The organism is Herbaspirillum sp. 1130, assembly GCF_017833835.1.
GTDB classification, from domain to species: domain Bacteria; phylum Pseudomonadota; class Gammaproteobacteria; order Burkholderiales; family Burkholderiaceae_D; genus Herbaspirillum; species Herbaspirillum huttiense.
In genome coordinates this window covers 443,134-456,887 of record NZ_JAFICQ010000003.1, presented here as the reverse complement: position 1 = coordinate 456,887, position 13,754 = coordinate 443,134, and the positions used below count along the sequence as shown (strand labels likewise).

At 62.0% G+C, this 13,754-nt stretch carries 15 protein-coding genes; 2 read left to right on the top strand and 13 right to left on the bottom strand.

Annotated elements, in window-relative coordinates; all coding sequences use genetic code 11:
* Positions 1–14 precede the first annotated feature (14 nt).
* Entirely contained in the window at positions 15–599 is a 585-nt protein-coding gene (locus JOD78_RS15660; RefSeq protein ID WP_209568528.1) for a hypothetical protein, read from the top strand.
* Positions 600–726: 127 nt separating this feature from the next.
* On the opposite strand, the gene fumC is transcribed toward JOD78_RS15660, so the two are convergent.
* The 8 genes from fumC to rpsP form a co-directional block, all read right to left on the bottom strand.
* Complete coding sequence (gene fumC, locus JOD78_RS15655) at positions 727–2,115, bottom strand: class II fumarate hydratase (protein WP_134134844.1); 1,389 nt, start codon at positions 2,113–2,115, stop codon at positions 727–729.
* Between the two features lie 185 nt (positions 2,116–2,300).
* Positions 2,301–2,651 carry a DUF3579 domain-containing protein gene (locus tag JOD78_RS15650; protein WP_008327247.1) on the bottom strand — a complete coding sequence of 117 codons (351 nt, stop codon included), beginning with the start codon at positions 2,649–2,651 and terminating at the stop codon, positions 2,301–2,303.
* Between the two features lie 308 nt (positions 2,652–2,959).
* Positions 2,960–3,919, bottom strand: a complete 960-nt coding sequence (locus tag JOD78_RS15645; protein WP_121038589.1) for a CobD/CbiB family protein — start codon at positions 3,917–3,919, stop codon at positions 2,960–2,962.
* A gap of 163 nt (positions 3,920–4,082) precedes the next feature.
* Positions 4,083–4,754 (bottom strand): CoA pyrophosphatase, encoded by a 672-nt coding sequence (locus JOD78_RS15640; RefSeq protein WP_121038587.1) that lies wholly within the window; start codon positions 4,752–4,754, stop codon positions 4,083–4,085.
* A gap of 107 nt (positions 4,755–4,861) precedes the next feature.
* On the bottom strand, positions 4,862–5,245 hold the full coding sequence (gene rplS, locus JOD78_RS15635) for a 50S ribosomal protein L19 (RefSeq protein ID WP_008327243.1): 384 nt from the start codon (positions 5,243–5,245) through the stop codon (positions 4,862–4,864).
* A 181-nt stretch (positions 5,246–5,426) separates the two neighbouring features.
* Entirely contained in the window at positions 5,427–6,182 is a 756-nt protein-coding gene (gene trmD / locus JOD78_RS15630) for a tRNA (guanosine(37)-N1)-methyltransferase TrmD (RefSeq protein ID WP_121038584.1), read from the bottom strand.
* 84 nt (positions 6,183–6,266) lie between these two features.
* Complete coding sequence (rimM, locus tag JOD78_RS15625) at positions 6,267–6,887, bottom strand: ribosome maturation factor RimM (protein WP_134134842.1); 621 nt, start codon at positions 6,885–6,887, stop codon at positions 6,267–6,269.
* Positions 6,888–6,957: 70 nt separating this feature from the next.
* Positions 6,958–7,212, bottom strand: coding sequence for a 30S ribosomal protein S16 (rpsP, locus tag JOD78_RS15620; RefSeq protein WP_008327198.1), 255 nt, complete (start codon positions 7,210–7,212; stop codon positions 6,958–6,960).
* A 314-nt stretch (positions 7,213–7,526) separates the two neighbouring features.
* On the opposite strand from rpsP, the gene JOD78_RS15615 reads away from it, so the two are divergent.
* Entirely contained in the window at positions 7,527–7,955 is a 429-nt protein-coding gene (locus tag JOD78_RS15615; RefSeq protein WP_134134839.1) for an NINE protein, read from the top strand.
* A gap of 82 nt (positions 7,956–8,037) precedes the next feature.
* Here the strand turns inward: JOD78_RS15615 and JOD78_RS15610 are convergent, their stop codons facing one another.
* The 5 genes from JOD78_RS15610 to JOD78_RS15590 form a co-directional block, all read right to left on the bottom strand.
* Complete coding sequence (locus tag JOD78_RS15610; protein ID WP_134134837.1) at positions 8,038–9,822, bottom strand: acyl-CoA dehydrogenase; 1,785 nt, start codon at positions 9,820–9,822, stop codon at positions 8,038–8,040.
* Between the two features lie 95 nt (positions 9,823–9,917).
* Positions 9,918–10,847, bottom strand: coding sequence for an FAD-binding protein (locus JOD78_RS15605; RefSeq protein ID WP_121038569.1), 930 nt, complete (start codon positions 10,845–10,847; stop codon positions 9,918–9,920).
* 2 nt (positions 10,848–10,849) lie between these two features.
* Positions 10,850–11,605, bottom strand: a complete 756-nt coding sequence (locus tag JOD78_RS15600; protein ID WP_034332360.1) for an electron transfer flavoprotein subunit beta/FixA family protein — start codon at positions 11,603–11,605, stop codon at positions 10,850–10,852.
* 219 nt (positions 11,606–11,824) lie between these two features.
* On the bottom strand, positions 11,825–12,784 hold the full coding sequence (locus tag JOD78_RS15595; RefSeq protein ID WP_209568530.1) for a D-glycerate dehydrogenase: 960 nt from the start codon (positions 12,782–12,784) through the stop codon (positions 11,825–11,827).
* Positions 12,785–12,806: 22 nt separating this feature from the next.
* The gene (locus tag JOD78_RS15590) at positions 12,807–13,751 is read right to left on the bottom strand and encodes a sugar kinase (protein ID WP_280920996.1); all 945 of its coding nucleotides are present in this window, start codon (positions 13,749–13,751) and stop codon (positions 12,807–12,809) included.
* Positions 13,752–13,754 lie beyond the last annotated feature (3 nt).

Genomic DNA, 13,754 nt, shown 5'->3' with positions numbered 1-13,754 from the left:
AAAAAATGAAAAGGATGACATTCTCCATTTTTCTCGCTTTTTTCGTGCCCTGCGCTACTGTCGCCACAGACATCGAAAAGAAGAAGATAGCGCTCGTCAAGACGGTCCCCGCAAGCGGACGCATCAAAAAGGCGAACATCAAGATCGGAGCAATACTTCGGGAAATCACTCTTCCCCCTCCAGGAGCCCATCGACCTTCATTCTCCGTGGCGCAAACCAACTGGGGAGATGTTCAGATCCTTGCATTGACGCTGGATGCGCGGGGAAGAATCCCTTCCATCGCTTACTACGGCATTACCAAGACAAGCATCTGCTTCCTCGGAAATCATGCACCCCTCATGCTGGATACGCAAACCCGGCTTCTGGTCGAAGTCCTCTACGACAGCGCCAGCAAACAGATCATCAATCGCTACACCTACCAAGAATGCCAGATACGTCTGCATGATCAACTCATCGATCAGGCGATTGACACGCAATCCGCTGATAACATCAGACGGTCCGTAACGCGGGTGACTACCGATGCAGCACAACAACCCACGTGCGAATACGAAATCCGGCAAGGCAAGCCGGTCGGTGAAGATGCGTGCTTTGGCTTTTGAATAAGCAAGCACCGTCGCATGGAAGCAAGACCTGAAAGAAAACGGCCTTTTTCAAGGCCGTTTATGGTCGTAGCCCTGGGTAACTTAAAGCCTCCAACGCTCCTGCAACCAACTAACCATCTCACGCTCAACCCGGCCGCGTCATCTGCTCAGGCTTGATCCACTCGGCAAACTGTTCTTCCGTCACATAACCGAGCGCCAGCGCCGCCTGCTTCAGGGTAGTGCCGTCGTGATGCGCCTGCTTGGCGATCTTGGCAGCCTTGTCGTAACCAATGTGCGGGGCCAGGGCCGTCACCAGCATGAGCGACTTTTCCATCAGATCGCCGATGCGGCTGTGGTTGGCTTCGATGCCGCGCGCGCAGTGCTCCTCGAAGCTGGCCATGCCGTCGCCCAGCAAACGAACGCTCTGCAGGAAGTTGTGAATGATCACCGGCTTGAACACATTGAGCTCGAAATTGCCGCTGGCACCGCCAATGTTGAGCGCCACATCATTGCCGAACACCTGTGCGCACAGCATGGTCATGGCTTCGCATTGGGTCGGATTGACCTTGCCTGGCATGATGGAACTGCCCGGCTCATTCTCGGGAATGGTGATCTCGCCCAGCCCCGAACGCGGACCGGAAGCCAGCCAGCGAACGTCGTTGGCGATCTTCATCATGGCTGCCGCCAGGGTCTTGAGTCCGCCGTGCGCGGCCACCAGGGCATCGTGCCCGGCCAGCGCTGCAAACTTGTTGGGCGCGGTCTTGAAGGGGAAACCGAAGTACTTGGCCAGCTCGGCCGCCACGCGCTCGCCGAATTCGGGATGTGCGTTCAAACCAGTGCCGACCGCCGTGCCGCCAGCGGCCAGCTCGGAGATGGCATTGAGGGTGGCGATGATGGCCGACTCGGCATGATCCAGCTGGGCCACGTAGCCCGAGAACTCCTGGCCCAGCGTCAGCGGCGTGGCGTCCTGCAGGTGGGTGCGGCCGATCTTGACGATGTCGGCAAACTGCGCGGACTTGTCCGCCAGCGTGGCGCGCAGGGTGTGCAGCGAGGGAATCAGGTGCGTGGCCACCGCCATGCAGGCCGCCACGTGCATGGCCGTCGGGAAGATGTCGTTGGAGGACTGGCCGCGGTTGACGTCGTCATTCGGGTGGATCAGGCGATCCTCGCCGCGCACGCCGCCCAGCAGTTCGGAAGCGCGGTTGGCCAGCACCTCGTTCATGTTCATGTTGCTCTGGGTGCCGGAACCGGTCTGCCAGACCGACAGCGGAAACTCCAGCGGATGCTTGCCGGCGATGACCTCATCGGCCGCCGCGATGATGGCGTCGGCCTTCTTGCCGTCCAGCTTGCCCAGGTCGCGGTTGACGGCGGCACAGGCACGCTTGACGGCGGCCAGCGCCACGATCAGCTCGGCCGGCATGCGCTCGGTGGAAATGTGGAAGTGGTGCAGCGAACGTTCGGTCTGCGCGCCCCACAGGCGATCGGCAGGGACTTCGATCAGGCCAAAGGTATCGCGCTCCATGCGGTGGTTCATGATGCTGGTTCTCCGTGATGAGAGGGCCGCAGGCGGCCCGATGATCCCGTGAGACTCTGGCGCAAGCTGAAGGCTGAGTCACCGACGAGACCGACAAGATGACGTCTAGTGTAACGGCTGGCGGGACCGCCCGCAGGAAGCCGCGGCGTGAAGCTGGCGAGGGTACGGCAATGCGCGGCAGGCAATCAGCCGGCCTTGTTGTCCTTGGGCGGATCCGGCAGCACACAGGCCTCGACCACTTGCAGGTCGTTGTCCTTGGCGAAGTTGACCACGAAGTGATAGGCCAGCGGCTCCAGCTCGCGCAGGGCTTCGTTGACCACCACCGAGCGCACGCCATCGATGTGGGTGGGCAGCACGTAGGGAGAATATTTCAGGTGTGCATTGCGACCGCCACTGCCTTCGGGACGGAAGCACGACATCACGCCGCACAGGCGCTCCGCCCAGTCGCTGGGGCGGAACTGCCGGCCATCCGAGGTCTTGCCCAGGATGATGAATTCTTTGGCCGGTGCGTTTGCGGGTTTGATGGGATCAGCCATACATGCATTCTTCTAAAGCGCTTGCAACCGAATGCCCTTGTCCTGGTGGGACCGGAGCCCTGGAGTCCGCGGTGCCTCGGCGATCCACTGCCTGGGTGCCTGCGGTACTGAGTATTATATCTTATAGAAGACTTGGCTTCTACCGGTCTCCCCCGGCTACTGCGTGCCGCTCATGCCCTGCGGGCAAACCATGCATTCCTGCACGTGGCGGCCTTCTGAAGTGAAGTCGGAAGTATACCGGGTTGGCGGCAATCGCGTTCCCAAAAACAAAGCGGGCCTGAGCCCGCTTCTTGAATGACCAGTGTCGCCTAGCCCATCCACACTGCCACAGACAGCAGCAACAACAGGAACATCCACAGCAGCAAGGCGCGCCAGACCAGGCCCACGGTGCTCTGCAGGGTGCGCGGCGAGGGGGTATCGCCGGGCAGGCCGTCGGTTTCTTCCGGCATGGAATCGACCGTGGCAGCATCGGCCGGCAGGATGATGCCGGCGGCCGCTTCCTTCTCGGTACCGAAACGCACGCCCATGGCGCCGCCACCGGCGGCCAGGATGATGCCGGCGGCTTCGTCGTCCCAGCGGCTGGCGAAGTTGCGCCAGGCATAGATGGCATCCTCGAAGTTCCCGACCACGGCGAAGGCAGCGGCCGTCAGGCGCGCCGGAATCCAGTCGATCCAGTAGAAGGCCTGGGCGGCAAAGCGGCCGAAAGCTTCATATTTCATGTGATCCGGCTCGTTCCAGGCGCGCGAGAGGTATTCAGCCACACGGTACATCACCGCCAGCGCCGGGCCGACCGGCATCAGGAACCAGAAGAACACGCCAAAAACGTGACGATGCGTGGTGATGAGTGCGCGCTCGGAGGCGATGCGTGAAATTTCGCTCACATCCATCGCCGTGGTGTCCTGCTTGGTCCATTCGGCCAGCAGGGTGCGGGCGGTCATTTCGTCGCCCGTGTTCAGGGCCAGCTGGATGGAGGTGAAGTAATGGCTGTAATGGCGGAAGCCCAGGGTCATATAGACCACCAGCACGTTCCAGGCAAAGGCCGCCACCAGGCTCACATGCAGCAGCAGCCAATAGATCAGCGCCACCGGCACCGTCAGCGCCCCCACCATCACCACCCAGCCCAGGCGGCCATGATGAGCGTGCCCGGCGTTGAACCAGCCTTCAATGGTGGCCGCGAAAGACTTGATCGACGCGTATACCGGATTGTCTGCGCGCAGTGGTTTGAGTTGTTCGATTAACAGCGCAAAGAGAATGGAAAGAAATGTCATCAAGCTGCCTTAGGTGTCTCTGTAGCCCGTACGATAGCGCAGTGCAAGAGGGGAATCAAACAATTGATTCGTTGATCACAATCAAGAGCGTGATGTCACGGATTTTTACTTATTTGAACATTAAAAGCGACATTGCGTATCTGCGAGGCGACAAATGCTGCCACTAGCTGCGCAGGAAGTGGTACAGGTTGCGCAGCATGCCCGCAGTCGCGCCCCAGATGAAGTAACGGTCATAGGGCATGGTGTAGAAACTGCGCCGGCCTACCGGTGCCGGCAACTCGACCGAGCGGCGCTGATGGTTCAATCCATCCATGAGGAAAGCCAGTGGCACTTCGAAGATCTCGGCCACTTCGCGCGGGTCGCCCACGGCCTCGAAAGGCGGCTGTATCAGTCCGGCCACGGGCGTGACCCGATAACCGGTGCCGGTGAAGTAATCGGGCAGCGAGCCGATGACTTCGATGTGCTGGCGCGCCAGGCCGATTTCCTCTTCGGTCTCACGCAGGGCGGTCTCGATGGCCGAGCCGTCATAGTCTTCGCGGCGGCCACCGGGGAAACTGATCTGTCCTGCGTGGTCCTTCAGGTCAGCTGTGCGCTGAGTGAAGAGCACCGTCATCCCCTCCTCGCGCAGCACGATCGGGATCAGCACCGAAGCGAGCCGGAAGCGTCCTTTGGACTCGGCCAGGCGCGCCATCTGGTCGCCGCTGTGCTCGGGCTCCCAGCGCGGCGGGTCGGCGAAGCGTTGGCGCAGCCAGTCGGCATTCAGGCGCGCGGCCTCCAGCGCAGTTTCGCCGGCGACGGCATCTACAGGCAGATTGACGGGATCGAAACTGGCCACGTTGTGCTCGCTTGATCGTGAGGTTGTCAGGACTTCAATCGGGTGTCAGAAACGAAAAAGGGGCGTCGCGAGACACCCCTTTTCCTGACGCATCAACAGGCGACCGATTACTCGGCAGCAGCAGCCTTTGCCGCACGGCTGGGCAGCTTTTCCTTGATACGTGCCGACTTGCCCGAACGTTCGCGCAGGTAGTACAGCTTGGCACGACGCACGTCACCACGACGCTTGACTTCAATCGAGGCGATCAGCGGCGAGTACAGCTGGAAGGTACGCTCAACGCCTTCGCCCGAAGAAATCTTGCGGACGATGAAGTTGGAGTTCAGACCACGGTTACGGCGGGCGATAACGACGCCTTCGTAAGCCTGAGCGCGCTTGCGGGTACCTTCAACCACGTTCACGTTGACAATCACGGTGTCGCCGGGGGCGAAGTCGGGAATGTTCTTGGCGAGACGCGCGATCTCTTCTTGCTCGAGTTGCTGGATCAGATCCATTTTTTGCTCCTGTAACCATCTTGCCGGCGCCATTGCCACGAGGGCGGATTGTAAAGCCCGGTAGAGGATGGGGTTTCAAACACGGTGACATCGGCCACCGCACGGTGCAGGTCCGTTGCCGGGCCTGCGGTACTGCATTTGCTGCTAAAACTTCACTCGGGCGATCTGCTCGCGTGCCGGCTTACTGCTGCGGCAAACTGCCCAGAAACTTTTCATCGGCCTTGCTCAGCAAGCCCTGCTCGCGGGCCCTGACGATGAGGTCAGGACGCTTGCTCTGCGTGGCTTCCAGTGCCCGCTGCCGGCGCCATTTCTGGATCTCGGCATGGTGCCCACCCAGGAGGATGGACGGCACCGGTTCACCTTCATAGACTTCCGGACGCGTGTAATGGGGCGAGTCCAGCAATCCGTTGACGAAACTGTCTTCCACTGCCGAGGCGCTGTCGTTGAGCGCACCCGGCAAGAGCCGGATCACTGCATCCATCAGCGCCATCGCCGGCAATTCACCGCCGGAGAGGACGAAGTCCCCGATGCTGATTTCCTCGTCCACGCACTTGTCGAGCAGACGCTGGTCAATTGCTTCATAGCGTCCGCACAGCAGCACCGCCCCGCTGTCCTGCGACAGCCGCACCACGCGCTCATGCGTCAGCGGTGCGCCCTGCGGTGACAAATAGATCACACGCGGCCGGGCCAGACCCAGCGCTTGCTGCCGCTGCTGCGCCGCCTCGATGGCAGCCTGCAGCGGCTTGGCCAGCATCACCATGCCGGGGCCACCGCCATAGGGGCGGTCATCCACGGTGCGGTGATTGTCAGTGGTGAATTCACGCGGATTCCACAACTGCAAGCCCCAACGCTGCTGCTCCAGCGCCCTGCGGGTAATGCCGGACTGCGTCAGCGCGGCGAACATCTCGGGAAACAGAGTGACGACATCAAACTGCATCACGCCTCCATTTCCTGGGTTCTTTTGAATCGTTTGAATCTGCTCACATCAGCGAGCCGGAAAAGAAAAAACTGACCTTGAAGGTCAGTAATCCTTGTCCCAGTCGACGATGATCTTTTTTTCGCTCTGCTGCACCGTCTTGACGAACTGGTCGACAAACGGAATCAGCAGTTCGGGCGCCGCCGCGGATTTCTCCTTGGCACCCTTCTTCGGCTTTGCGTCGGCAGCGGGTTGCGGTTGCGGCTCGGGCGCAGTTTCCTGCACCGGGGCCTTCACCACCAGAATGGGATGGGCGCCGTTGTCCATCATGTCGGACACCACGCCCAAGGCTTCACCCTGGAGATTTTCCACTGCCGAGCCGATCAGATCGACCCAGTAGAATTCATTGTCATCCAGCGCCGGGAAGTGCTTGCGGGAGATGGAGACCACCGTTCCCTTCATCGCTTCGGCCGCATTGCGGTCCGCTACCCCGGTCAGGCGCGCAACGACATCGCCGCTGTGCCCCTTGGACTGCATGACATCGACATCCTGCTTGGGCTGGCCGGATTTCTCCAGCCACCAGGTCTTGGCATTCAACAAGGCATCTGCCTCGGAAGAATAAGGACGCACGCGAATCCAGCCCTGGATTCCGTAGGCTCCGGTCACATGGCCGACGGTCACGAGATCGTCGGGTGCGGAGAACCCCGCTTGGGCTGGATGAGTCATGAGTACACCAGACCTGTTCTTCATCCATGCGCCAGCAGAACCGGCGCGGAATCAGACAGGAAAACCTGTATTAAGCAGCAGCCTTGGAACCGGCTTCAGCGACCAGGCGAGCAACGGTCGGCGACAGTTGTGCGCCAACGCCTTGCCAGTGAGCCAGACGGTCAGCAGCGATACGCACGGTTTCTTCCTTGCCGGAAGCGACCGGATTGTAGAAGCCGATGCGCTCGATGAAACGGCCATCGCGACGATTGCGCGAGTCGGTTGCAACGATGTTGTAGAAGGGGCGCTTCTTGGCGCCGCCACGAGCTAAACGAATAACGACCATAATGGTTCCAGTAAGAATACGGACACGGAAAAGCCGCAGATTATAACGGACTTCCGCACACCCGGGCAAGTTGCTTGGCGCTTTTGTGCCATAGACCAACGCACAACGCCCTGCAAACTCCCCAAAACACGGCAAAAGTGATGTCTTTTGGCATCACTTTTGCCCCACCTCCAGCGAGGACTGCCGCATCGCAGCTTGTCCTGACGGAAATCACCCTGCGCCAGGGGCTCGGCTATACTGCTGCCAGACCTGACCACAACACGGCCGCCAGCGTCATCTCTGGCGGCTTACAACAGAATAAAGAGACGCGCAGCATGCCCTTGCCTTCCGCACCCCGCCACAAGAACAAGACCCTGACGACTTTCCTGGCCACCGCTTTCGGCAGCATCGGCCTGCACCGTTTCTATCTCCACGGCGGCCGTGATCGCTTCGGCTGGCTGCATATCCTGGCCATTCCGCTGTCGCTGGCCTTGATGGCAGCACGGCCGGACGCGCCCAAGCTCTTCACCGGACTGCCCTTCGTGCTGTCGGCGCTGATTGCCTGCCTGGAAGCGCTGGTGCTCGGCCTCACGCCGGACGACAAGTGGGATGCGCGCTACAACGCCGGCAGCGGCAAGCGTTCTGAATCGCACTGGATCTTGGCACTGATCCTGGTCCTGACCGTGGGATTGGGTGCCATGGGGGTGATCGCCCTGCTGGCGCGCAGCTTCGACCTGCTCTTCACTGGCGGGGCCTTCGGCTGAGCTGCTGCCCTGCCCTCACGATCCCAATGAACAAGCCCGGAACATCGTCTACGATGTTCCGGGCTTTTGTTTGAAGCCGGGATCAGAACTGCTCTTCGGCCAGCGCCATCACCGCTGCACCGCCATCGACGATGGCCGTGCGATAGGCCAGCGCCTGCGGCAGGATCTGCTCGGCATAGAAACGCGCGGTCGCCAGCTTGGCTTCGTAGAACTTGCCGTCGCCCTCGCCGGATTTCAGCTTGCCCGCCGCGATGGCCGCTGCACGCGCCATCTGCCAGCCACCCAGCACCACGCCGGCCATCTTCAGATACGGGACGCTGCCCGCGAAGACCGCCTTGATATCGCTCTTGACGTTGGCCACCACATACCCGACCACCTGTTCCAGCGCATCGGCGGCTTCGGCCAGGCGCGCCGCGATGGGCTGCAGTTGCGCATCGCCCTGCAGTTCGGCCGCGGTCTGGCGCACCTGGGCGATGATGCCCTTGGCAACAGCGCCGCCGTCACGCACGGTCTTGCGGCCCACCAGGTCATTGGCCTGGATGGCGGTCGTGCCTTCGTAGATCGGCAGGATGCGCGCATCGCGGTAATGCTGGGCCGCGCCGGTTTCCTCGATGAAGCCCATGCCGCCATGTACCTGCACGCCGGTGGAGGTCACATCGATGGACATCTCGGTGATCCAGCCCTTGACGATGGGCACCAGGTATTCGTAGAAGGCCTGGTTGGATTTGCGGGTGGCTTCGTCATCGCTGAAGTGCGCCGCATCCGACGTGGCCGCGGCCACATAGGACAAGGCCCGCGCCGCCTCGATCTGGGCGCGCATGGACATCAGCATGCGGCGCACATCGGGCTGGTGGATGATTGCCACCGGACCGGGCGAGCCGGCCAGGTCGCGCGACTGGATGCGGTCGCGGGCATAGGACACGGCTTTCTGATAGGCACGCTCCGACACCGACAGCCCCTGGATGCCCACGGCAAAGCGCGCCGCATTCATCATGATGAACATGTATTCCAGGCCGCGATTCTCTTCGCCGACCAGGGTACCGATGGCGCCGCCATGGTCACCGAACTGCAGCACGGCGGTCGGGCTGGCCTTGATGCCCAGCTTGTGTTCGATGGAAACGCAGTGCACGTCATTGCGCGCGCCCAGCGAACCGTCGGCATTGACCAGGAACTTGGGCACGATGAACAGCGAAATGCCCTTCACGCCTTCGGGCGCATTGGGCGTGCGGGCCAGCACCAGATGGACGATGTTCTCGGCCATGTCGTGCTCGCCATAGGTGATGAAGATCTTGGTCCCGAAGAGCTTGTAGGTCCCGTCCCCCTCCGGCACGGCGCGGGTACGCACCAGTGCCAGGTCGGAGCCGGCCTGCGGCTCGGTCAGGTTCATGGTGCCGGTCCACTTGCCGGAGATGAAGTTGGCGATGAAGGTTTCCTTCTGCTGCTGGGTGCCGGCCGTCATCAGCGCTTCGATGGTGCCATCGGTCAACAGCGGGCACAGCGCGAAGGAGAGATTGGCCGAATTCAGCATCTCGATGCAGGGCGTGGCCAGCAGCTTGGGCAGGCCTTGTCCGCCGAACTCCACGGGATGCTGCACGCCTTGCCAGCCGGCTTCACCAAACTGGCGGAAGGCTTCCTTGAATCCGGGGCTGGTGGTGACCTTGCCGTCGGCCCAGCTGCTGGGGGCCTTGTCGGCAGAATGGTTCAGCGGGGCGATCACTTCACTGCAGAAACGGGCGTTTTCTTCGAGAATGGCCTCGGCCGTTTCCGGCGTGGCATCCTCGCAGCCCGGCAGCGCATTCACGGCTGCCAGACCGGCCAGTTCGTTCATGACGAACAACATATCCTTCACGGGCGCGGTGTAACTCATCTCCAACCTCCAATGCGGAACGCTCTGCCGGCGTTCCTTGCTTGCACGAAAACACCCCGGCCGGAGCCGGGGCGAATACTACGGTTCAGGACAGATCAGCCAAGCTGCTTGACCAGCTCGGGGACGACCTCGAAGAGGTCACCCACCAGGCCGTAATCGGCCACCGAGAAGATCGGCGCTTCCTCGTCCTTGTTGATGGCGACGATGACCTTGGAGTCCTTCATGCCAGCCAGGTGCTGGATCGCGCCGGAGATACCGACAGCGATATAAAGCTGGGGCGCGACGATCTTGCCGGTCTGGCCGACCTGCCAGTCGTTGGGCACATAGCCTGCGTCGACCGCAGCGCGGGAGGCGCCCATGGCGGCGTTGAGCTTGTCGGCCAGCGGTTCCAGGATCTTGAAGCTTTCCGCCGAACCCATGCCACGGCCACCGGAGACGATGATCTTGGCAGCGGTCAGTTCCGGACGATCCGACTTGGCCACTTCACGGCCCACGAAGCTGGACTTGCCCGAATCGGCCACGGCCGGGATGCTTTCCACGGCCGCCGAACCACCCTGCGCGGCCGGATCGAAACCGGTGGTGCGCACGGTGATGACCTTGATCGGGTCGATCGACTGCACGGTGGCAATGGCGTTGCCGGCGTAGATCGGACGTTCGAAGGTATCGGCCGACTCCACCTTGGTGATGTCGGAAATCTGGCCCACGTCCAGCTTGGCGGCCACGCGCGGCAGGATGTTCTTGCCGTAGGCGGTGGCGGGCGCCAGGATGTGGCTGTAATCCTTGGCGATGGCCAGGACTTGCTCGGCCACGTTCTCGGCCAGGCCGTCGGCGAATTGCGGGGCATCGGCCAGCAGCACCTTGACGACGCCTGCCACTTGGGCGGCAGCGTCAGCGGCGGCCTTGGCATTGGCACCTGCGACCAGGACGTGGACATCGCCACCGGCTTGCGCTGCCGCGGTGATGGTGTTGAGAGTGCTGCCCTTGAGGCTGGCGTTGTCGTGTTCAGCAATAACGAGTGCGGTCATGATCAGATCACCTTGGCTTCATTTTTCAGTTTGGCGACCAGGGTCGCGACATCCGGCACCTTCACGCCGGCGCTGCGCTTGGCAGGCTCGGTGACCTTCAGGGTCTTCACGCGCGGGGCCACGTCCACGCCCAGCTCGTCGGGCTTGACGGTATCGAGCTGCTTCTTCTTGGCCTTCATGATGTTGGGCAGCGTGACGTAACGCGGCTCGTTCAGGCGCAGGTCGGTGGTGATGATGGCCGGCAGGGTCAGGGCCAGGGTTTCCAGGCCGCCGTCCACTTCACGGGTCACGGTGACCTTGCCCTCTTCCAGCACGACCTTGGAAGCGAAGGTGGCTTGCGGCCAGCCCAAGAGCGCTGCCAGCATCTGGCCGGTCTGGTTGCAGTCATCGTCGATGGCCTGCTTGCCCAGGATGATCAGCTGCGGCTGTTCCTTCTCGGCCAGGGCCTTGAGGATCTTGGCCACGGCCAGCGGTTGCAGTTCGACATCGGCCGCCACTTCGGCCAGGATGCCGCGATCGGCACCAATGGCCATGGCGGTGCGCAGGGTTTCCTGGCACTGGGTCACGCCGGCGGAGACGGCGATCACTTCGGTGACCTTGCCGCCTTCTTTCAGGCGCACGGCTTCTTCCACCGCGATTTCGTCAAACGGGTTCATCGACATCTTGACGTTGGCGATATCGACGCCGCTGCCGTCGCTCTTGACGCGCACCTTGACGTTGTAATCCACGACGCGCTTGACTGGTACTAATACTTTCATCGCATGGCCCTTGCAAAAAGGAATTGACGTAAACGTAAACTTCCGCAGGATTATAAAAGCAAAACGGGGTGCCTACCGGTTTTTAGCACGATCGTTCTTTTTAATGTTCGCAGCATACACCAAAGATTCACGTGAGCGGAAGAGGAAATGAAGAGAAGCTGAAAAAACTTCATGCAGCGGAATTGAAGCGCGGCCTGCCCGCAGGCAACACCGCGCTGTTCAGACCGCCAGGTGGGGTACCGGTTCGCCGCGCAGGCCGGCCAGCAGGTTGGAGACGGCCAGCTCGGCCATGGCCAGCCGGGTTTCATGGGTGGCCGAACCGATGTGGGGCAAGGCCACCACGTTGGGGAGTTGCAGCAGGGGCGATTCGGCGGGCAGCGGCTCGACTTCGAACACATCCAGGCCGGCACCATAAATGGTCTTGTCCTGCAGGGCCTCAATCAGCGCCGCCTCATCGACGATGCGCCCGCGCGAGGCATTGATGAAGATGGCGCTACGCTTCATGAGCGCGAATTCGCGTGCGCCGATCAGGCGTTCGGTATCGGCATTCAGGGGCAGCATGACGCAGACGAAGTCCGCCTGGGCCAGCAACTCATCCTGGCTGACGTAGCGCGCATCGAGTTCGCGCTCGGCCTCGGGATCGGGGCGGCGGTTGTGATACAGGATGGGCATGCCGAAACCATGATGCGCCCGCCGCGCCACCGCAGAGCCGATGCGGCCCATGCCGATCAGGCCCAGCGTCTTGCCGTGCACGTTCACGCCGAACTGGGCCTCGCCGATGCTGCCCTTCCAGCGACCGGCCTTGACGTATTCGGCCAGCTCCACCACGCGGCGCGCAGTGGAGAGGATCAGGGCAAAGATGGTATCGGCAGTGGCTTCGGTGAGCACGCCGGGCGTATGCGCCAGCATCAGCCCGCGCCGGCGAAAATAATCCAGGTCGAAATTGTCCACGCCCACCGAGATGGTGGAGGCGATCCTGAGTTGCGGCGCGCCCTCCAGCATGTCGTTGGTGATGGGCAAGCTGGCACCGATCATGCCGTGGGCGGTCTTCAGTGCCGCGAGGAAATCGGCGCGGTTATCTTGCGTAATACGGTCGAAGAGCGTTACGTCGCATTCTGCCTGCAGGCGCTGCAGCAGGTGCTCGGGCAATTTTTTGTAGACGACTACGTGCGGCTTCATGGCGATTCCTGTGAGAGTCAAATCAGGCCGAGGCCGCCTCCAGCTCGGCCCGGGTGGGCAAGCCTTCCATGTCGCCTACCACCTGGATGGCGAACGCGCCGATGCGGTTGCCGCGCATGACGGCCTCGGGTACCGGCAAGCCTTCCAGCATGCCGCTGATGACACCCACTGCGAAGCCGTCCCCGGCGCCGACGGTATCGACCACTTCCTTCACCGGCACGCCAGCCACCCTGCCCTCGCCTTCACTGTTGCGCCAGTAAGCGCCCTCCGCGCCCAGCTTGATGACCACCATCTTCACACCGCGCTCCAGGTAGAAGCCGGCAATGGCGCGCGGATCTTCATATCCGGTCAGGAGCGTCCCTTCCGACAATCCCGGCAGCACCCAGTCCGCCTTGAAGGCCAGCGCATTCAACTGCTGCGCCATGACTTCGCGCGAGGGCCACAGCATCGGCCGCAGGTTGGGGTCGAAGGAAATCGTCTTGCCCTGCGCCCGCATGAACTCCATGGCGTGATGGGCGAAGGCCATCGTCGTGGGCGACAAGGCCGGCGCGATGCCGGTGGCGTGCAGGTGCCGCGCCGCCCCGAAATACGCCGGATCGAAATCCTCCAGCGACAGATGGCTGGCGGCCGATCCCTTGCGGTAATACTCGATGGCGGGGTCTGCTCCATCGACTGCCTTGGCCTTCAACTGGATGGCCGTGCGGAATTCCATGTCGGTCAGCACGCGGCTGACCTCCACGCCTTCCTGCGCCACCCGCTTGCGAATGAAGCGGCCGAAGGCATCATTACCCACCCGGCTGGCCCAGCCCACCTTCAAACCCAGGCGCGCCAGGCCGATGGCCACATTGGTCTCGGCACCGGCGAGGCGGCGCGTGTATTTTTCCACTTCTTCAAACGGGCCGACTTCATCGGCCACCAGCAAGGCCAGGGCTTCGCCCCAGGTCACCACATCCAGTTGCATCGTCATTGT